Origin of the sequence: Streptomyces sp. DSM 41931, from assembly GCF_050271085.1 — a bacterium.
GTDB lineage: Bacteria > Actinomycetota > Actinomycetes > Streptomycetales > Streptomycetaceae > Streptomyces > Streptomyces albogriseolus.
This window is the reverse complement of the sequence record NZ_CP189902.1, coordinates 352895-370514: the sequence shown is the minus strand read 5'-3', so window position 1 is coordinate 370514 and position 17620 is coordinate 352895. Positions and strand designations below refer to the sequence as shown.

The 17620-nt window shown below is 74.3% G+C and carries 17 protein-coding genes; 10 read left to right on the top strand and 7 right to left on the bottom strand.

Annotation, left to right across the window (positions count from 1 at the left end; genetic code table 11):
- Positions 1-11: 11 nt before the first annotated feature.
- The 5 genes from ACP7TJ_RS01780 to ACP7TJ_RS01760 form a co-directional block, all read right to left on the bottom strand.
- Positions 12-1088, bottom strand: a complete 1077-nt coding sequence (locus ACP7TJ_RS01780; protein WP_427761846.1) for a cobalamin B12-binding domain-containing protein — start codon at positions 1086-1088, stop codon at positions 12-14.
- A complete protein-coding gene (locus ACP7TJ_RS01775; protein WP_387584971.1) occupies positions 1085-2662 on the bottom strand; it encodes a PP2C family protein-serine/threonine phosphatase in 1578 nt (525 codons plus the stop codon). The genes ACP7TJ_RS01780 and ACP7TJ_RS01775 overlap by 4 nt, the downstream gene beginning before the upstream one ends.
- Before the next feature lie 213 nt (positions 2663-2875).
- Positions 2876-3574: an adenosylcobinamide amidohydrolase gene (locus ACP7TJ_RS01770; RefSeq protein WP_266394713.1), complete on the bottom strand. Its 699-nt coding sequence runs from the start codon at positions 3572-3574 to the stop codon at positions 2876-2878.
- Positions 3575-3648: 74 nt separating this feature from the next.
- Positions 3649-4068, bottom strand: coding sequence for an ATP-binding protein (locus ACP7TJ_RS01765; protein WP_093769937.1), 420 nt, complete (start codon positions 4066-4068; stop codon positions 3649-3651).
- A gap of 68 nt (positions 4069-4136) precedes the next feature.
- Entirely contained in the window at positions 4137-4286 is a 150-nt protein-coding gene (locus tag ACP7TJ_RS01760) for a hypothetical protein (RefSeq protein WP_019525643.1), read from the bottom strand.
- Between the two features lie 190 nt (positions 4287-4476).
- Between ACP7TJ_RS01760 and ACP7TJ_RS01755 the strand changes: the two genes are divergently transcribed.
- Entirely contained in the window at positions 4477-4917 is a 441-nt protein-coding gene (locus ACP7TJ_RS01755; RefSeq protein ID WP_093769835.1) for a hypothetical protein, read from the top strand.
- Between the two features lie 106 nt (positions 4918-5023).
- Positions 5024-6664, top strand: coding sequence for a phosphoglucomutase (alpha-D-glucose-1,6-bisphosphate-dependent) (gene pgm, locus ACP7TJ_RS01750; protein ID WP_376725216.1), 1641 nt, complete (start codon positions 5024-5026; stop codon positions 6662-6664).
- An 8-nt stretch (positions 6665-6672) separates the two neighbouring features.
- Here the strand turns inward: pgm and ACP7TJ_RS01745 are convergent, their stop codons facing one another.
- A complete protein-coding gene (locus ACP7TJ_RS01745; RefSeq protein ID WP_376725215.1) occupies positions 6673-7179 on the bottom strand; it encodes a hypothetical protein in 507 nt (168 codons plus the stop codon).
- 372 nt (positions 7180-7551) lie between these two features.
- Here ACP7TJ_RS01745 and ACP7TJ_RS01740 point away from each other — a divergent pair, with 372 nt between their 5' ends.
- The 8 genes from ACP7TJ_RS01740 to ACP7TJ_RS01705 all read left to right on the top strand — a co-directional run bounded on the left by ACP7TJ_RS01740 (position 7552) and on the right by ACP7TJ_RS01705 (position 16505).
- Positions 7552-8556: an alpha/beta fold hydrolase gene (locus tag ACP7TJ_RS01740; RefSeq protein ID WP_167744283.1), complete on the top strand. Its 1005-nt coding sequence runs from the start codon at positions 7552-7554 to the stop codon at positions 8554-8556.
- A 69-nt stretch (positions 8557-8625) separates the two neighbouring features.
- Positions 8626-9024 (top strand): AraC family ligand binding domain-containing protein, encoded by a 399-nt coding sequence (locus tag ACP7TJ_RS01735; RefSeq protein ID WP_093769832.1) that lies wholly within the window; start codon positions 8626-8628, stop codon positions 9022-9024.
- 101 nt (positions 9025-9125) lie between these two features.
- Positions 9126-10211 carry a substrate-binding domain-containing protein gene (locus ACP7TJ_RS01730; protein WP_427761841.1) on the top strand — a complete coding sequence of 362 codons (1086 nt, stop codon included), beginning with the start codon at positions 9126-9128 and terminating at the stop codon, positions 10209-10211.
- Between the two features lie 138 nt (positions 10212-10349).
- Complete coding sequence (locus ACP7TJ_RS01725) at positions 10350-11696, top strand: ABC transporter substrate-binding protein (RefSeq protein WP_427761839.1); 1347 nt, start codon at positions 10350-10352, stop codon at positions 11694-11696.
- Between the two features lie 28 nt (positions 11697-11724).
- A complete protein-coding gene (locus ACP7TJ_RS01720) occupies positions 11725-12699 on the top strand; it encodes a carbohydrate ABC transporter permease (RefSeq protein WP_189911559.1) in 975 nt (324 codons plus the stop codon).
- Entirely contained in the window at positions 12696-13559 is an 864-nt protein-coding gene (locus ACP7TJ_RS01715; RefSeq protein WP_093769829.1) for a carbohydrate ABC transporter permease, read from the top strand. The genes ACP7TJ_RS01720 and ACP7TJ_RS01715 overlap by 4 nt, the downstream gene beginning before the upstream one ends.
- A gap of 28 nt (positions 13560-13587) precedes the next feature.
- The gene (locus ACP7TJ_RS01710; protein WP_401543325.1) at positions 13588-14610 is read left to right on the top strand and encodes a hydroxyacid dehydrogenase; all 1023 of its coding nucleotides are present in this window, start codon (positions 13588-13590) and stop codon (positions 14608-14610) included.
- Complete coding sequence (locus tag ACP7TJ_RS01705; protein ID WP_427761836.1) at positions 14607-16505, top strand: DUF2264 domain-containing protein; 1899 nt, start codon at positions 14607-14609, stop codon at positions 16503-16505. Before ACP7TJ_RS01710 ends, ACP7TJ_RS01705 begins: the two co-directional genes overlap by 4 nt.
- A 16-nt stretch (positions 16506-16521) precedes the next feature.
- Here ACP7TJ_RS01705 and ACP7TJ_RS01700 read toward each other — a convergent pair whose 3' ends face one another.
- The gene (locus tag ACP7TJ_RS01700; RefSeq protein ID WP_266544104.1) at positions 16522-17385 is read right to left on the bottom strand and encodes a hypothetical protein; all 864 of its coding nucleotides are present in this window, start codon (positions 17383-17385) and stop codon (positions 16522-16524) included.
- Positions 17386-17620: the final 235 nt, after the last annotated feature.

Below are 17620 nucleotides of genomic sequence, written 5' to 3'. Positions count from 1 at the left end.
AGCGCCCCCTGTCAGACCACCGTGTCCGTGACCGCCGGGTCGGTCCTGCCCGTCAGATGGGCGGCGCCGGCGCGGACCGTGGCGAGGGCGCGCGGGAAGTCCCGCAGATGGTCGGCGAGGATGTCCAGGCCGGTCACCAGGGAGTGCGGCGGCACGTTGCGCGCGGACAGCACGTCGGCCGTCCAGCCCAGGAAGTCGGTGAACACCTCGACGGCGTCGACGTAGAGGGCGGTCGCCAGGAAGTCGACGACATGCGCCAGGTCCTCGGCCGTGCGCTCGCGCTGCGCGTCGCTGTACTCCCGCATCGGCGGGAAGCGCCGTTCCAGCTCCGCCAGCGTCTCCTTGACCAGCCGGCCGCGCGCCTGGACGACCATGCTGTACTCCTGGTCGGCCAGATGCGGCAGGTCGTCGACGGCCTGCCGGACGCCCGTCGGTCTCGCGAGCCCGGCCTCCAGCACGGCCGCGGCGCCCCGCGCGTCCGGCGCCCACGCGTCGGCGCCCAGGGTGCGCGCGTACCGCCCGTCCACGCCGAACGCCCGGCCACCCGCCACCACCGGCACGCCCACGGAGCGGCAGGCGGTGATCGCGGTGTGCGCCCGCGGCAGGTGCGTGGGGATCGAACCGGAGAGCAGCACGGCGTCGGAGTTGGTGTGGTGCTGGTGCGCGACCAGGTGCGGGGTCGGCGTCTGGGCGCCGAGGTAGTCGACCTGCCAGCCGCGCAGCCGCAGCGTCTCGGCGACCAGCCGCGCGGGGAACGCGTGCCATTCGCCGTCGACGCAGCTCACCGTGACCCGGCCCCGGTGGCCGGCGGGGCGCGTACCGGAGCGGTGGTGCACCAGGGCGGTGATCACCCGCTCGTTGATCGCCGTCGCCGCGTGCTCCTGGGCGACGGTGATGCGGTCGGCGGCCCACTCCAGGCCGATCCGCGCCTGCACCGCCGCGACCACGTCCAGCAGCAGGTCCTCCTCCTGCCAGCCGTCCGTCAGCGCGCCGCGGACCACGTCGACGGCGTCGTACTCGTCGCCGTCGATCACCGCCTCCCACAGCGCCTCGCCGAGTTCGCCGGCCGAGGCCCGGGGTCCGCTCATGCCTTCCTCCGTGCTCGTCCGCCGGCGCCGGCCGGTGCGCGGTCGCCCGCCGAGGTGCCGCCCCGCGGAGCGGTGATGGCCACGACGGCCATGTCGTCGTGGCGGCTCCCCGGCTCCAGCCACTGCGCGGCCAGCATCTGTACGTGTTCCACCAGCGCCTCGCCCGGCATGCCGCCGCATCCCTCGAGGGCCTGCCGCAGCCGCTCCTCGCCGAACAGCTCGTCGCCCAGGGGGCCGCCGCGGGCCTCGGTGATGCCGTCGGTGTAGAGCAGGCAGGTGTCGCCCGGCGCGAGGACCGTTTCCACGGTACGTGCGGTCACCTCGGGCAGCGCGCCCACCAGGGTGCCCTGCGTGGGCATCTCCTCGACCCGGCCGTCCGCGCGCACCACCAGCGGCGGCAGATGCCCGGCGCTGGTGAGCCGCAGCCGTACCGCACCGCCGTCCTGGCGCTTCACCGAGGCCAGCACCAGGGTGGCGAACCGGGCGTGGTGGGAGGTGAGCAGGGCGCCGTTGAGCATGCGCAGCACCCGGAGGTGGTCGGAGGCGAGCGGCAGCAGCGCGTGCAGCGTGTTGCGGATCTTGCCGGTGAGCACCGCCGCGTCCAGTCCCTTGCCGGCCACGTCGCCCAGCGCGACGAACGTCTCGGCGGACTCGTCGGGGCCGGGGTGGACGTCGTAGAAGTCGCCGCCGACCCGCTCGTGGTCCAGGGCGGTGCGGTAGCGGCCCGCGTAGTCGACGCCGTGCACACGGCTCAGCGGCGGCGGCAGCAGCTCCCGCATCAGGGTGGCGGTGATGGCCGTCTGCTCGCTGTACAGGCGCGCCGCCGACAGGGCGGTGCCCGCGCGGGAGGCGAACAGCCGGGCGAACACCTCCTCCTCCGGCGAGAACCCCTTCTCGGTGTCCGAGCGCAGCAGGATCAGCGCGCCCGCGGGCACCCCGTGCCCGGGCAGCGGCGTGACCAGCACAGAACCCACCGGCCCGGAGAAGCCCTCGGGGATCACCCAGTCCGGGATGGCGTCCGGGTTGATCCAGCGGGCCGGCACCGGCGGGAAGCCGCGCAGGGCCTCGTCGAGCCCGGGAACGGTGAGCGGGTCGATCTGCCGCGTCTCCTGCACCACGCGCCGGCCGCGCAGGGCGTGGGTGACGGCGTACCGGTGCCCGGTCGGCGGAGTGATCAGCACGGCGGCCTCGGCGAGGTGGTCGGTCGCCATCCGGGCGGCGACCTCCGCGCAGCGCGGCACGTTCAGGGACGACAGCAGGGTGCTGAAGAGGCGGGAGGCGGCGTCGGCCCGTTCACGGGTCTCCCGCACGGTCTCATGAGCCTGTGCGAGGTCGGTGCGGTCGAACAGCCACCAGGCCACATGGCCGTCCCGGGTGGGGGAGGGCCGGGCCTCGTAGGAGCGGCTGCCGAAGGTCCCGGCCGGCGTGCCCGGAGTCGGGTCGGGAGTTCCGGCGACATGACGCCGGTGCGCCTCGGCCAGCCACGACGGCGGGACGTCGGAGCCGGGGGAGGACGCGGTGAGGCGGCGGGCGGCACGGTTGCGGCCGGCGATCCGGCCGCGTGAGTCCAGCACCAGAACGGGGCAGGGCGCGTCGTCCCAGGCGGGGACGGATCCGTCGCGCGCATCGCACGGATCGGCGCTGGAACCGGGGGAAGAGATCACGAACGGGGTGCGCGCCGCGCACCCACCCCCTCTCTCGTCGGCATGAGCAGGTACGGCGGCAACGCTCCCCCATCCATGCCCGCGAAGCAACCTGCCTGGTCGGCAAGGCGGTCCATAAGGCGCTCAATACCCCGGAGCAGGTGTTTCATGTCTCACGGCGTCCCGCACGGCCCGGTGCACGGCGCGCGCGAGCCGCGCCCCCCACAGCGACCGCGGCCCGGCGAACGCGTGCGTCTCCCGGTGCGGGGCGGGGGCGTCGGCGACGACGCAGACCGCGTCGGTCGGGGTGCCGGAACAGTCGTAGCCGCTCTCCACCAGCGCCTGGACCTTCGCCTCCGTGGCCGTCGCCACCGCGTTCACCAGCGCCGCGTCGGTCAGCGCGGCCGGAACGGCCACCACGACGTTGATCGTGCCCGGGTCCGGGGCGCCCTCCGCGCCCTCACCGGGCCGCGCCGCCCAGCCGCGCACGTCCACGCCCGCTGTGACGAACGCCTCCACGCCCGCGTCGCGCGCGTGCGCGTACGCCGACACGTCGGCCGCCGTCATCAGACCCACGCCCGGACCGTGCACGCCGGCGTCCGCGGCGAGGGAGGCGAGGTGCCGCTCGGGGTCGGTGCGCCGGTAACCGTGCGCCACCTGCGCGTTGAGGATCCACGCCCGCGGGCCGATGCCGCCGCCCAGCACCGCGCTGCTGATCGTCCGGCGCCCGGGGCCCGCGGTCCACAGCAGGGCGTGCAGCCGTTCACCGTCCTCGGTGCGGGTCAGCCGGCGCGGGGCCGGCAGGGCGGGCGTGGCGGGGTACGGGGGCAGGACGGCGGTCACCGTGCGGGGCTCCTTGCGGGGGTCGGCCCGACCGATCGTAGGCCGGGCCGGGTCCGCGTCTCCCACCGGGGTGATCACATCGAGGTGACGGCCTCCGGCGCGCGGAAGCAGGCGGTGACCGTCTTGCCGTGCGGGCAGGGCCGGGCCTCCCAGGTGTCGGCGAGGACGTCGACCAGGAGCATGCCGCGCCCCCCGAGCCGCTCCTCGCTCGGCTCGCGCGGCGTGGGCAGGGCGGCGGACCCGTCGTGCACGGAGATGTGCAGGCAGCGGGTGTCCCACGACATCACCAGCTGCGCGTCGGTACCGGCGTGCACATGCGCGTTGGTGACCAGCTCCGACACCGTGAGCAGCACGGAGTGGACCGTCTCGGGCGCACTCTCGTCCCACCCCAGGGAGGCGAGGTGCTCCTGTGCCCAGTCACGGGCCGCCTTCACCCCCTGGCCCATCGGCAGGGAGCGGGCCCAGCCCACGGTGCGGACCGACGATTCGTTCATGAAGTCCCTTCCGGTCATCTGCCTGCACCCCGCACGGGGGCGCGGAGGACGTCAGGGCCGGGGCCGGCTCAGCGCCGGCCGCCGCGCAGCCGTCCCAGCAGCCGCTGGGCCTGCGCCCGCCGCCGGGGATCGGCCGCGGCCCGCCGCACCTGCTCGGCCGTGCGGCGCCCCTGCGGACTCCGGGCGAACTGCTTGATGCGCTCCACCATGCCGGGCATGGCGACTCCTCTCGGTAGGCGTCGGCGTGTGTGTGCCGTCCTCCTTGTACCCCCGGAAGCCCGGGACAGCCCGGTCCCGGTCGGCAATCTCAAGCCCGCGTCGTCTCCGGCCGGTTGACGGCCCACGACCGTGAGCGGCGCCTCGTGACCGGATGTGTTTGCCGACCGGCACTGCGGCAAACCGGTGTCCATGACCGAACAGAACAAGAACGCCAACCGGAAGACCTCGACCGCCGGGTCCACGGCGTCCAAGGCCGCCGCGACCGCCGACAAGGCCACCGGCAAGGCGGCCGAGTCCGCGAAGAGCGCCGCCAACGGCGCCGCGGGCAAGGCCGGTGACGCCGCGTCGGCCGCCACGTCCGGCGCCGAACGCGCCGCGCGCGCGGCGAACGGCGCCGCCCAGTCCGCCGTCAAGGGCGTGGAGGCCGGCCGCCGCGCCGTCGTCACCGCCTCCGGGCAGGTCGCCGCGGGCGCGAAGACCGCCTGGACGGTCATCGCCAACCGCCGGCTGGTCGCCGCGGGCGCCGCCGCCGGACTGACCGCGCTGACCGCCGCCTCCTACGCGGTGGGCCGCCGCGCGGAACGCCAGGGCCACGGCCCCCTGACCCGGATGACCGGCGGACGCATCTGACGCCGAAGGGGCCGGGGCGGACCGAGCCCACTCGCGCGGCGACGCCCCGGCGGGGAAAGATGTCTCCGCAAGCGTGACAACCGACCTTTTGCGGAGGAGTGGGCACATGCAGCACGAGCGAGCGGGCGGTCCGGCCGGCCCCGAGGATCTCGTCGACGTCGCTCGGCTGGTCACGGCGTACTACGCGCTCCACCCGGACCTGGACGACCCGGGGCAGCGCGTCGCGTTCGGCACCTCGGGGCACCGCGGCTCGTCACTGGCGGCCGCGTTCACCGAGGACCACATCGCCGCGACCAGCCAGGCCATCTGCGAGTACCGCGCAGCGCAGGGCACCGACGGGCCGCTCTTCCTCGGCGCGGACACCCACGCCCTCTCCGAACCGGCACGGGTCACCGCCCTGGAGGTGTTCGCCGCCAACGGCGTGACGGTGCTGATCGACAGCGCCGACGGCTACACGCCCACCCCGGCCGTCTCGCACGCCGTGCTCACCCACAACCGGGGCCGCGGCACGGGACTCGCCGACGGCGTCGTCGTCACCCCGTCCCACAACCCGCCCGCCGACGGCGGGTTCAAGTACAACCCGCCCAGCGGCGGCCCCGCCGGCTCGGACGCCACCGGCTGGATCCAGGAGCGCGCCAACGAGATCATCCGCGGCGGCCTCAAGGACGTCCGCCGCATCCCGTACGCCCGCGCCCTCGCCGCGCCGAACACCGGCCGCTACGACTTCCTCGGCACGTACGTCGCCGACCTGCCGAGCGTCCTGGACCTGGACGCGATCCGCGCGGCCGGCGTCCGCATCGGCGCCGACCCGCTGGGCGGGGCGTCCGTCGCCTACTGGGGCCGCATCGCCGAGGAGCACCGACTCGACCTCACGGTGGTCAATCCGCTCACCGACCCCACCTGGCGGTTCATGACGCTCGACTGGGACGGCAAGATCCGCATGGACTGCTCGTCGCCGTACGCGATGGCGTCCCTCATCGGGCAGCGCGACCGCTTCGACATCGCGACCGGCAACGACGCCGACGCCGACCGGCACGGCATCGTCACCCCGGACGCCGGCCTGATGAACCCCAACCACTATCTCGCCGTCGCGATCGGGCACTTGTACGCGCACCGTGAGCAGTGGCCGTCGGCTGCGGGCATCGGCAAGACCCTGGTGTCGTCGGCGATGATCGACCGGGTCGCCGCCGACCTGAAGCGCGAGCTGGTCGAAGTGCCCGTCGGCTTCAAGTGGTTCGTGGACGGACTGGTCGACGGCACCCTCGGCTTCGGCGGCGAGGAGTCGGCCGGGGCGTCCTTCCTGCGCCGCGACGGCTCGGTGTGGACCACCGACAAGGACGGCATCATCCTCGCGCTGCTCGCCTCCGAGATCACCGCGGTCACCGGCAGGACGCCGTCGCAGCACTACGCCGAACTGACCGCGCGCTTCGGCGAACCCGCCTACGAGCGGATCGACGCCCCGGCGACCCGGGAGGAGAAGGCACGCCTGGCGAAGCTCTCCCCGGCCCAGGTCACCGCGGACACCCTGGCGGGGGAGCCGGTCACCGCCGTGCTCACCGAGGCGCCCGGCAACGGCGCGTCCATCGGCGGCATCAAGGTGACCACGGAGAGCGCCTGGTTCGCGGCCCGCCCGTCGGGCACGGAGGACGTGTACAAGATCTACGCCGAGTCGTTCCAGGGTCCGGAGCATCTGCGCCGGGTGCAGGAGGAGGCGAAGGGGGTCGTCCTGACGGCGCTGGGCGGCTGAACGGACGGTCAGCCGGCCTGGATCTCCGTGGCCGACGGGGTGGTGAGCCCGGCCGGCACGGACGTCCCCGAGGGCAGCGTCACCGGGGCCTCCTCGGACTGCTGGAGCACGGTGTCGCCGGGCCCCTCGGCCGGGGTGCCGGCGCCCGTGGAGAGCTGGGACCAGGCGCCCAGGGCCAGCGCGATCGCGACGGCCGTCCCCACGACGCGCCCGATCCGGCGCAGCCGGGCCCGACCGTCGAGGTCCCGCCAGGCAGGCCCCTCCCACGGGTCGTCCGGCTGCCACAGGTCGCCGACGGCGTCCGGGGTGTCGTGACGGGGCGGGCGCGACGGCCGTGCGGGCCGTGGGGAGCGTCCCGCCGCCCGCTGCAGCGCGGACGGCTCCCTGGGGGCGGACGTACGGATGGCCTGCTCGCTGTCCATGAGGAACCGCTGCCAGACGTCGTCGGGCAGGGACGGCACGCCGTCCTCCCGATCCTGCGGCGTCCCGCCGTCGTCCGGCCCCTGCGCGGTCACGTCCGTCCGTTCCTCTCGTGTCCGGAGCCCGCCGGCGCCACCACGGCGCACGCGCACCCCCGGGCCCGTCAGGATCATTGCACAGCGCGGAAACGGCGAAACGGGGGACCGGCACACGGTGCGGGGCAGATGCGGCTGCGGGCCGGCGGGGGCCGTTCGCGCAGTTCCCCGCGCCCCTGGGCGGGCTGTTCGACCGGCACCCTCAAGGAGCGCGGGGCGCCGGGCGTCGCCGGCACCTCACCGGGTTTGCGGAACCGGCAACATCGCTCGCCGTGCCGCTCCATGACGGCGCATGCTCGGCGGACCAGCGGCGATCTCCGCGACCGCGCCGGCGGTCCCGGAGCCCGCACCCCGAGCAACTCTGGAGCAGCCGTGCCGGTACCGACGTCACCCCTCCCTCAGGGACCCCTCGTCCACCGTCTCGTCCCCTCGCCCGCGGGCCGGGTGCACCTGGTGGAGCAGGGCAGCGGCCCGCTGGTGCTGCTCGTGCACGGCTTCCCCGAGGGCTGGTACTCCTGGCGCCACCAGCTGCCCGCCCTGGCGGCGGCCGGCTACCGGGCGGTGGCCGTGGACGTGCGCGGCTACGGCCGCTCCTCCCGGCCCGCCGCCACGGACGCGTACCGCGTACGGGAGCTCGTGGACGACGCCGTCGCGGTGGTCGAGGCGCTGGGGGAGCGGACCGCCGTCGTCGTCGGCCACGACTGGGGCTCGTCCGTCGCCTCGAACGCCGCCCTGCTCCGGCCGGACGTCTTCCGCGCGGTGGCGACGCTCAGCGTGCCCTACGCCCCGCGCGGCGGCCCGCGGCCCAGCACCGTCTTCGCGTCGATGGGCGGCGACGAGGAGTTCTACGTGTCGTACTTCCAGGAGCCGGGCCGCGCCGAGGCCGAGATCGAGCCCGATGTCCGCGGCTGGCTCGCCGGGTTCTACGCGGCCCTGTCCGCCGACACCATGCCGGGGCCCGGCGCGCCCTCGCCGTACTTCACCGGACCGGGCGGGACCCTGCGCGAACGGTTCCCGGCGGACCGGCTCCCCACGTGGCTCGGCGAAAGCGAACTCGACGTGTTCGCCGGGGAGTTCGAGCGGACCGGGGTGAGCGGGGCGCTGGCCCGCTACCGCGCGATGGACCGGGACTGGGAGGACCTCGCCGCGTACGACGGGGCGCCGGTCACCCAGCCGTCGCTGTTCATCGGCGGGGAGCTCGACGCCTCCACCACATGGATGGCCGACGCGATCGACGCCTTCCCGGTCACCCTGCCCGGCCTGGTGTCCTCGCACATCCTGAAGGGCTGCGGGCACTGGGTGCAGCAGGAACGGCCCGAGGACACCAACCGCCTCCTCACGGACTGGCTGGCCGCCCTGCCCCCGGCCGCGTGTTAGGTTCCTGCCGGACAGCGAGCGCGTGACACCCGGCGCGGCCGGGCTCTCGGGGACGGACGGCGGCGATCCATGACGTCGGAGCACACCGGCACACCGGACGGCGAGGCACCTCTGCCCCGGATCCTCTGCGACACGGCCGCACTGGCCGCTGCCGCCGGCGAAGGAACCGCCGGCGCGCTGTGGCGGCTCGCCGAGTCCGGCCGCCAGCTCGACGCCAACGTCGTCCGTCTGCCGCCCGGCCACCGGGTGGACACCCACCGCGAGCCCGATCTCGACGTCCTCCTGCTGGTCCTCGCCGGCGACGGCACCCTCACCGCCCCGGACGGCGACCACCCCCTGCCCGCCGGCACCCTGACCTGGCTCCCCCACGGCTCCACCCGCTCCCTGGCGGCGGGCCCCGACGGTCTGACCTACCTCACGGTCCACCGCCGCCGCCCGGGCATGACCATCGGCACCCGCCCGAGCTGAACCCCTCCGCGTGAGCGGGACGGCATCCGCAGACGCCGACAAGAGCGATCGTTATGATGCCCGTATCGCTCAAACGAACATTCCGTCGCGGGAGGGGCCTCATGCGCGAGCCGGTCGAGGTCAGGAGGCAGCGGATCCTCGCCGCCGTGGAGTCCCGGGGTTCCGCGCGGGTGAGTGATCTCGCCGCCGAACTCGAGGTGTCCGTGGTGACCGTGCGGCGGGACGTGGAGGAGCTGGCGCAGGAGGGCCGGCTGCGCCGCGGGCACGGGGTCGTGCGCTCCACCCTCGCCGCCCGCGACATCCCCGCGCCGCACCCGCCGGACGGCGGCACCGTGGCCGTCGTCGTGCCGGAGCGCCACACCTACCTGTACGAGTCCCTGCACGGCGCCCGCTCGGTGCTGGAGGCGTCCGGCAAGCGCATCGCGCTGCACATCGCGCCCCAGGTCGCGGGCGCCGAACGGCCTCTGGTGGAACGGGCGCTGGAGGACGGCGCCGCCGGGCTGCTGCTCGCCCCGCGCTGGCGCACCCTCGCCGACGAGGAGGCCGACCGCCCCTGGCTCGCCGCGCTGGAGGTGCCCGCCGTGCTGATGGAGCGGCGCCCCGGGGCGGGCACCGCGCTGCATGCCATGGACTCCGTCTGCTCCGACCACGCCTACGGCGCCCACCTGGCCGTGGAGCACCTGGTCGGCCTCGGCCACCGGCGGATCGTGTTCGCCACCCGCGACGACAGCCCCACCGCGCGCACCCTGCGGTCGGCGTGCGCGCGGATCGCCGAGGCGCACCCGCTCGTCAAGGCGTGGGCGTGGACGCTGAGCGCGCCCGAGGCCGGCCAGGAGGGCCCGTACGCCCCGGAGGAGACCGCCGAACTGCACGAGGTGCTGAGAAGGACGGGGGCCACTGCGGCGGTGCTGCACGGTGACGTCGACGCGCTGATGCTGGTGCAGCGGCTCGCGGACCACGGCGTGCGGGTGCCGGAGGACTGCTCGGTCGTGGCCTACGACGACGTGGTGGCCGGACTGGGGACGACCCCGCTCACCGCCGTCGCCCCGCCCAAGGCGGACGTCGGACGGGCCGCCGCCGAACTGCTGCTCGAACGGCTGGACTCCGAGGCGGGCGGGCACGCCCCCGTGCGCCGGGTGGAGCTGCTGCCCTTTCTGTCCGTGCGCGGCTCCACGCGACCGCTCTGATCACCACCCCTCACAATGAGCGTTTGAACGTTTCATTTTCTTCTGATCGATCTATTGACCGTTTGGCGGTCGAGCCTCGACGATTCCCGTGTCCCGAACAGCCGTGTCCCCGACACGCCAGGAGCCGCGGGAGGCGCCATGCCCGGTCGACACCGCCGTCGATCCGTGCTCGCCGCGATGGCCGCCGCGCCGCTTGCAGGAGCCCTCGGCGCCTGCAGCGGGGGCGCGGACGACGCCCCATCAGGCAGCAGCACCACCGGTGCGAAGAAGCCCGTACGCATCACCTTCTGGTCCGCCCTGCGCGGCAGCCAGGAGGTGGTCGACGCCTTCAACCGCACCCACGACCGCATCCAGGTCGACTTCCAGCAGATCCCCTCCGGGGGCCAGGGCGGTTACGCCAAACTCAGCAACGCCGCCCGCGCGGGCAACGCCCCCGACGTCGCCACGATCGAATACCCGCAGGTGCCGGGGTTCGCCATCGACGGCGTCGCCCTCGACATCACCGACCTGGTCGACGACCGGCTGCGGGCGAGACTGCTGCCGCAGGCGTTCGGCCTGACCACCTTCCAGGGGCGGGTGTTCAGCGTCCCCCTCGACGTCGAACCGATGGTGATGCACTACCGCGCCGACCTGTTCGACCGTTACGGCCTCCATGTGCCGGGCACCTGGGACGAGTTCGCGGACCTCGCCCGCGTCGTGCACCGCAAGGCGCCCGAACGGCGGCTCGTGCTGTTCCCCACCGACGGCGCCACCCAGTTCGCCGCCTACTCCTGGCAGGCGGGCGCCCAGTGGTTCGACACCCGCGACGGCGCCTGGAACGTCTCCCTCGCCGACGCTCCCACCCGCCGCGTCGCCGCGTACTGGCAAAACCTCGTCGACCGGGACGACGTGTTCATGAACGCCGTCGAGAGCAGACAGTCCGACGCCCAGATCGGCGGCGGACTCGTCCTCACCCGGCTCAGCGGCGCCTGGGACGCCGGCGCGCAGATGAACGCCCGCCCCGCCCAGAAGGGCCAGTGGCGCATCGCCCCGCTGCCCCAGTGGGACACCGCCCGCCCCGCCGTCGGCACCCACGGCGGCTCCACCTTCGCCGTCACCAAGGACAGCGAGAACCCCGAGGCCGCGATGGAGTTCATCGCCTGGCAGGTCTCCCACCCCGACGCCCTGCGCGCCCGCCTGTCCAGCGGCACCAGCAGCCAGTACCCGGCGGCCTCCGCCCTCGTCGCCGTCGGCCGGGACGCCTTCGACCGCTCCTACTACGGCGGCCAGGACATCTACACCCTCTTCGAGCAGGAGGCGGAGAAGATCCGCGACGGCTGGGTCTGGGGCCCGCGGATGACCGCCACCGGCCGGGTCATGCAGGACTCCTTCGCGCGGGTCCCCGCGGGCCGCGGCACGCTCCTCGACGCGGTGCGCGCCGCCCAGGACGGCACCATGCCCGACCTCAGGGCCCTCGGCCTGTCGACCACCCAGCACAGCACCTGAGCCGCCCGAAAGGCAGGTGACACCCCTCATGACCGCGACGACCGAGCACACCGTGCGGGTCCCCGCCCCGCGCACCGCCGCCCCCTCCGCCCGCGCCCGCCGCACCGCCCGGCGCCGCAGGCTGGGCGCCGCCGGCGTGCTGATGGCCCCCTTCTTCCTGCTGCTGACCACCGTCTTCCTGATCCCCGTCGGCACCGCCGCCTACCTCAGCTTCTACAGCGACGACCAGCCAGGACTGGGCTTCGGTCCCGAACGCACCGTCTTCGTCGGACTGCGCAGCTACGCCGCCGTCCTCACCGACCCCACCTTCCTCGGCGGACTCGGCACCGTCGCCCTGTACTGCCTGATCTACATCCCGCTCATGGTGGCCGGCGCGCTCCTGCTCGCCCTGCTGCTCGACTCCGGCGTGGTGCGCCTGCGCTCCTTCGCCCAGCTCGGGCTGTTCCTGCCGCACGCCGTCCCCGGCATCATCGCCGCCCTGATCTGGCTGTACCTCTACACGCCCGGCATCAGCCCGGTCGTCGACCTGTTCGCCCGCGCCGACATCACGATCGACTTCCTCGGCGTGCACACTGTCCTGCCGTCCATCGTCAACATCGCCCTGTGGAGCAACCTCGGCTACAACATGGTGGTCTTCTACGCCGCCCTCCAGGCCGTGCCCCGCGAGGTGACCGAGGCCGCCGTGGTCGACGGGGCGGGACCCGTGCGCACCGCGCTCCAGGTGAAGACGCCGCTGGTGCGGGCCTCCATCGTGATGGTCGCCCTGTTCACCCTCATCTGGGCGCTGCAGCTGTTCACCGAGCCGATGCTGCTCAGCCAGTCCTCCCCGATGATCAACTCCCGTTTCTCGCCCAGCATGTACATCTACGACGCGGCCTTCACCCGCAACAACTACAGCCTCGCCGCGGCCGCATCGGTCGTCCTGCTGCTGTGCACCGTCGCCCTGTCCTACGGCGTCACCCGCCTCACCAGCCGCAACTCCACCGCCGAGGAGGCCCGATGAGCGCCACCGGCTCCACCCTGGTGCGCCCCCGCCTGCTGGGCCGGGCCACCGTCAACGCCGTCGTCGCGATCTCCGTGCTCTACACCCTGCTGCCCGTGCTGTGGCTGGTGCTCGCCGCGGCCAAGAACCGCGACGCCCTGTTCGGCAGCGCCCTGCTCTCCCTGACCGACTTCTCCTTCGGGCAGAACCTCTCCGACCTGTTCGCCATGGACGGCGGCCTGTACGGACGCTGGTACGTCAACAGCCTGCTGTACGCGGTGCTCGGCGCCGCGGTCGGCGCGCTGGTGAGCGTCGCCTGCGGCTACGCCTTCGACAAGTACCGCTTCCGGCACAAGGAGAAGCTGTTCGGCCTGGTCCTCGCCGCCGTCATGGTGCCGCAGACCGTGCTCGCCCTGCCGCTGTACCTGATGGCCTCCGAGGCCGGGCTGGTCAACACCTTCTGGGCGGTGTTCGTCCCCGTCCTGTTCAACCCGTTCGGCGTCTACCTCGGCCGTATCTTCAGCCAGGGCTACGTCCCCGACGAGGTGCTGGAGGCCGCCCGCATCGACGGCGCCGGCGAACTCACCCTGTACGCGCGGGTCGCGCTGCGGATGCTCGGCCCCGGACTGGTGACCGTCTTCCTGTTCCAGCTCACCGCCATCTGGAACAACTTCTTCCTGCCCATGGTGATGCTCTCCGACCAGGACCTGTACCCGGTCAGCCTCGGCCTGTACGCGTGGAACAGCTCCGCGTCGGTCTCACCCGAGTACTACCCCGTGGTCGTCATGGGATCGCTGCTCGCCGTGGTGCCGCTGATCCTCGCCTTCGTCCTGCTCCAGCGCTTCTGGCGCAGCGGTCTGACCGCCGGCGCCGTGAAGTGAACGCCCACGCAAGGAGTTGCCGCACCACATGACCGAGCCCACGCCCGGCCCCCGTCCCCGCGCCGCCCTCGCCATGTCCCAGGACGTCGCCTCCGCCGTCCTCGACCCCGAGTCGCGCGCCGCCCTCGACGCCCTGTGCGACCTCGCCCCGACGGTGCTGGAGGACTTCACCACCCCCGCCGCCCGCGCCGTGCTCGCCGACCGCGAGCTGCTCGTCACCGGCTGGGGCTGCCCGCCCCTGGACGACGACGTGCTGCGGGCGGCGCCCCGGCTGCGGGCCGTCGTCCACACCGCCGGCAGCGTCCGCGGCCATGTCACCGACGCCTGCTGGGACCGCGGCGTCGAGGTGTCCTCCGCCGCCGCGGCCAACGCCGTCCCCGTCGCCGAGTACACCCTCGCGATGATCCTCCTCACCGGCAAACGGGTCCTGGAGAGCGCCCGCGCCTACCGCGCCGCCCGCACCCGCGCCGACTGGCTGCACACCCCCCGCACGGTCGGCAACCACCGCCGCACCGTCGGCATCCTCTCCGCGTCCCTCATCGGCCGCCGGGTGATCGACCTGCTGCGCCCGCACGACCTCGACGTGCTGCTGCACGACCCCTACGTCGACGACGCCGAGGCGGACCGGCTCGGCGTGCGCGCGGTCGGACTCACGGAGCTGTTCCGGCTGAGCGACACCGTCAGCGTGCACACCCCGCTGCTGCCCGAGACCCGCGGACTGGTCTCCCGCGAACTGATCGGCTCCATGCGGCCCGGCGCCGTGCTCATCAACACCGCCCGCGGCGCGGTCCTCGACCAGGACGCGCTCACCGACGCCGCCCTCGCCGGCCGCATCCGCGCCGTGCTCGACGTGACCGACCCGGAAGTCCTCCCGCCCGACCACCCGTTGTGGGACTGCGACCACGTGCTCCTCACCCCGCACCTCGCCGGCTCGCAGGGCAACGAGTGGCGCAGGCTCGCCGACACCGCCCTCTTGGAGGTCGCCCGCTGGGCCTCCGGAGAGGGCTTCCTGCACCCCGTCCGACGCGAAAGGCTGGCCTTCCTCGCATGAGCGTCCCGTTCGAACTGCCCGCCGACGACCACGACATCAGTCCCCGCACCGGCTACACCCGGGCCCACTGGGAGGCGGTGGCGGACGGACTGCTCACGGCCGCCTGGCGCTGGGCCACCCCCGGCAGCGCCCTGCTCCACCTGCCCGGCCGCCCCTCCCGGTCGGGGGTGCGCTCCGACGGACTGGAGGGCTACGCCCGGACGTTCCTCGCCGCCGCCTTCCGCGTCGCGGGCGCCGGCGGCGACGACCCCGGCCACCTGCTGGAGCGGTACGCCGACGGACTCGCCGCCGGCACCCGCACCCCCGGCCGCGACGACACCGAGTCCTGGCCCCTGATCCTCGACTTCGACGTCCAGGGCCAGCCCATGGTCGAGTCCGCGTCCGTCGCGCTCGGCCTGCGGCTCACCGCGCCCTGGCTGTGGGACAGGCTCGGCACCGAGGTGCAGGACCGCGCCGAGGAGTGGCTGCGGGGCGCGCTGCGGCACACCCCCGCGCCCAACAACTGGTACCTCTTCCCGTACACCGTCGCCGGTTTCCTGGAGTCCGCCGGCCGGGGCGACGCCGAGACGGCCGCCGCCCGGGAGCGGGCGCTGGACCTGCTGGAGAGCTGGTACCGCGGCGACGGCTGGTACGCCGACGGCGACGGACGCGCCTTCGACCACTACAACGGCTGGGCCCTGCACCTGTACCCGGTCCTCGACGCCCACCTCGCCGGCGACGCCGACGCCCTCGCCCACCACGGCGGACGCCTCCGCGCCCACCTCGACGGCTTCTCCCTGATGTTCGGCGCGGACGGCGCCCCGCTCCACCACGGCCGCTCCCTGACGTACCGCTTCGCCGCCTCCGCCGCCGTGTCGCTGGGCGCGGTCACCGGCCACACCCCGCTGACGCCGGGCGCCTCCCGCCGCATCGCCAGCGGCAGCCTGCGCCACTTCCTGGACCGGGGCGCGCTCACCTCCGACGGGCTGCTGTCCCTCGGCTGGTACGGCCCGCACGAGGCGAGCCTCCAGGAGTACTCCGGTCCCGCGTCGCCGTACTGGGCGTCGAAGGCGTTCGTCGCGCTGCTCGCCCCCGCCGGCCACGCCCTGTGGACCGACACCGAGGAACCCGCCCCGGTGGAGGAGGCCGACCGGGTGCTGTCCCTGCCCGGACCCGGCCTGCTCCTCCAGGCCACCCGCGCCGACGGCACCGTACGGCTGCACAACCACGGCAGCGACCATGTGCGGCCGCACGAGGGCGAGTCCGCGGCCGACGACGACCCGCACTACGGCCGCCTGGCGTACTCCACCCGCACCGGGCCCACCGCCCCGGCGAACGTCGCCGACAACCACCTGTCGGTGGAGGCGGCCGGGCGGCCCAGTGTGCGCCGGCGGGTCCACCCCCTGGGCGCGGGGCACGGCGACGGCTGGGGCTGGGCCGCCTCCTGGCACCGGCCCGTCTTCGTCGCGGGCCCGCCGATGGTGCCGGGGCTGACGGTCGAGAGCGTCACCGTCGCGCACGGCGGCCTGGAACTGCGGGTACACCGCGTGGTGGGGGCGCCGCCCGGATCGCGGGTCACCCTCACCGGCTGGGCCACCGGCCCGGAGGAGCCGGTGGACTCCGCCCTGCACGGCCTGTACGGCTGGGACGACCCGGTCCCGGAGGCGGTCCCCGCGCCGCAGGGCACCGCCTGGACCTCCTGGGCCCGCGTGCCCCGCCTCACCGGCGGTTGCGGGGGCACCACCGTCCATCTCGCCCTGGCGTGTCTCACCGCCGGTCCTGACGCCCCGTCCCTGGAGCGGGCGGTGACCGACGTGCGCGTCGACGACGGGACCGTGGAGGTGACCTGGGCGGAGGACGGCTCCCGCACCCGCGTCGCGTTCGGGCCGGTGGAGGTGTGCCACACGCGCCCGTGAACGCGCCCGGCCGGCCTCAGGACTGTGCGTCCGCCGCGCGTTCCGGGGCCGGCGTGGAGCCGTCGGGCGCGGTGTAGAACACCGAGGTGCCCTGCTTGCTGCGCTGGGCCTGGTTGCGCGCGACCAGACCCTCCAGGGTGGAGCGGACCACCGTGACCTTGATGGTGCGTCCGGGATGCGCCTGGCCCAGTGCCGTGGCGACCTCCGCCGCCGAGCGCGGCTCCTTCTGCTCGTCCAGATGCCGGCGGACCAGGTCGACCAGCTTCGGCGCGTCGCCCTGGGCGGGCTCCGCGGCCTTCGCCGGCGCCTTGCGCGCCGTCTTCACCGCCGCCGCTTTCCCCGCGGGCTTCGGGGTGGCGGGCTTGCGCGCGGACCTGGCGCCGGCGGACTTCGCCGGTCCGGCGGGCTTCGCCGCGCCCGTGGTTCTGGCCGCACCGCCGGTCCTGGCCGCACCCGCGGCCTTGCCCGCACCGCCCGCCGTCACCTTCTTCCGCTCCCGTTTCGGCTTCGCCGCACCGGACTTGACGCCACCGCGGCTGCGCGGCGCGGGCACGGTCGCGTGACCGGACACGGCGGTCTCCTCGGCCGGCTCGGCGGCGCCGTCCTTCTCCGAGGGCTCGGTGGCCGCGGCGGGTTCGGCGACCGCGGTGTCCCCGGAGGCGTCCGCGGTCCCTTCGGAGGTGTCCGCCGCCAGGTCCAGTGCCTGCTGCATCTTCACCAGCAGGGCGTGGTCCCGCTGAAGCGCGGCCAACTGCTGCCGCAGTCCGTCGATCTCGGCGCCGACCCGTTCCTGCTCCTTGGCGTTGCGCTCGAGGTCGTTCGCGACCTGGGCGACGTACTGCGACGTGAGATCGGTGGCGACGGTCGAGTGGTCGGACATATGGGTGTCCTTTCGTCCTGGGGTCTGCCGGTGGCCAGTCATGGTACGGCCGGGCGGGGTTGACCGTTTCTCCTTCGCGTCCTCCCGGAGAGGTGCGCGGTTGACGCCCGTGGTGCGTGAGGTGTCCCCGTTCCCTCCCGGACGCTGTGTCCCCGCCATTGACAAGTGAGGCACAAGCCGGAAACTTCAAAGCGAGAGCCGCAAGAAATGAACGACGTGCCGCAAATATCGCATC

Coding starts and splice junctions, on each gene's coding strand:
- ACP7TJ_RS01755 (WP_093769835.1), top strand. CDS start 4,477: ATGACCGAACAGAACAAGAACGCCAACCGGAAGACCTCGACCGCCGGG.
- ACP7TJ_RS01760 (WP_019525643.1), bottom strand. CDS start 4,286: ATGCCCGGCATGGTGGAGCGCATCAAGCAGTTCGCCCGGAGTCCGCAG.
- ACP7TJ_RS01765 (WP_093769937.1), bottom strand. CDS start 4,068: ATGAACGAATCGTCGGTCCGCACCGTGGGCTGGGCCCGCTCCCTGCCG.
- pgm (WP_376725216.1), top strand. CDS start 5,024: ATGCAGCACGAGCGAGCGGGCGGTCCGGCCGGCCCCGAGGATCTCGTC.
- ACP7TJ_RS01720 (WP_189911559.1), top strand. CDS start 11,725: ATGACCGCGACGACCGAGCACACCGTGCGGGTCCCCGCCCCGCGCACC.
- ACP7TJ_RS01715 (WP_093769829.1), top strand. CDS start 12,696: ATGAGCGCCACCGGCTCCACCCTGGTGCGCCCCCGCCTGCTGGGCCGG.
- ACP7TJ_RS01710 (WP_401543325.1), top strand. CDS start 13,588: ATGACCGAGCCCACGCCCGGCCCCCGTCCCCGCGCCGCCCTCGCCATG.
- ACP7TJ_RS01725 (WP_427761839.1), top strand. CDS start 10,350: ATGCCCGGTCGACACCGCCGTCGATCCGTGCTCGCCGCGATGGCCGCC.
- ACP7TJ_RS01780 (WP_427761846.1), bottom strand. CDS start 1,088: ATGAGCGGACCCCGGGCCTCGGCCGGCGAACTCGGCGAGGCGCTGTGG.
- ACP7TJ_RS01735 (WP_093769832.1), top strand. CDS start 8,626: ATGACGTCGGAGCACACCGGCACACCGGACGGCGAGGCACCTCTGCCC.
- ACP7TJ_RS01730 (WP_427761841.1), top strand. CDS start 9,126: ATGCGCGAGCCGGTCGAGGTCAGGAGGCAGCGGATCCTCGCCGCCGTG.
- ACP7TJ_RS01705 (WP_427761836.1), top strand. CDS start 14,607: ATGAGCGTCCCGTTCGAACTGCCCGCCGACGACCACGACATCAGTCCC.
- ACP7TJ_RS01700 (WP_266544104.1), bottom strand. CDS start 17,385: ATGTCCGACCACTCGACCGTCGCCACCGATCTCACGTCGCAGTACGTC.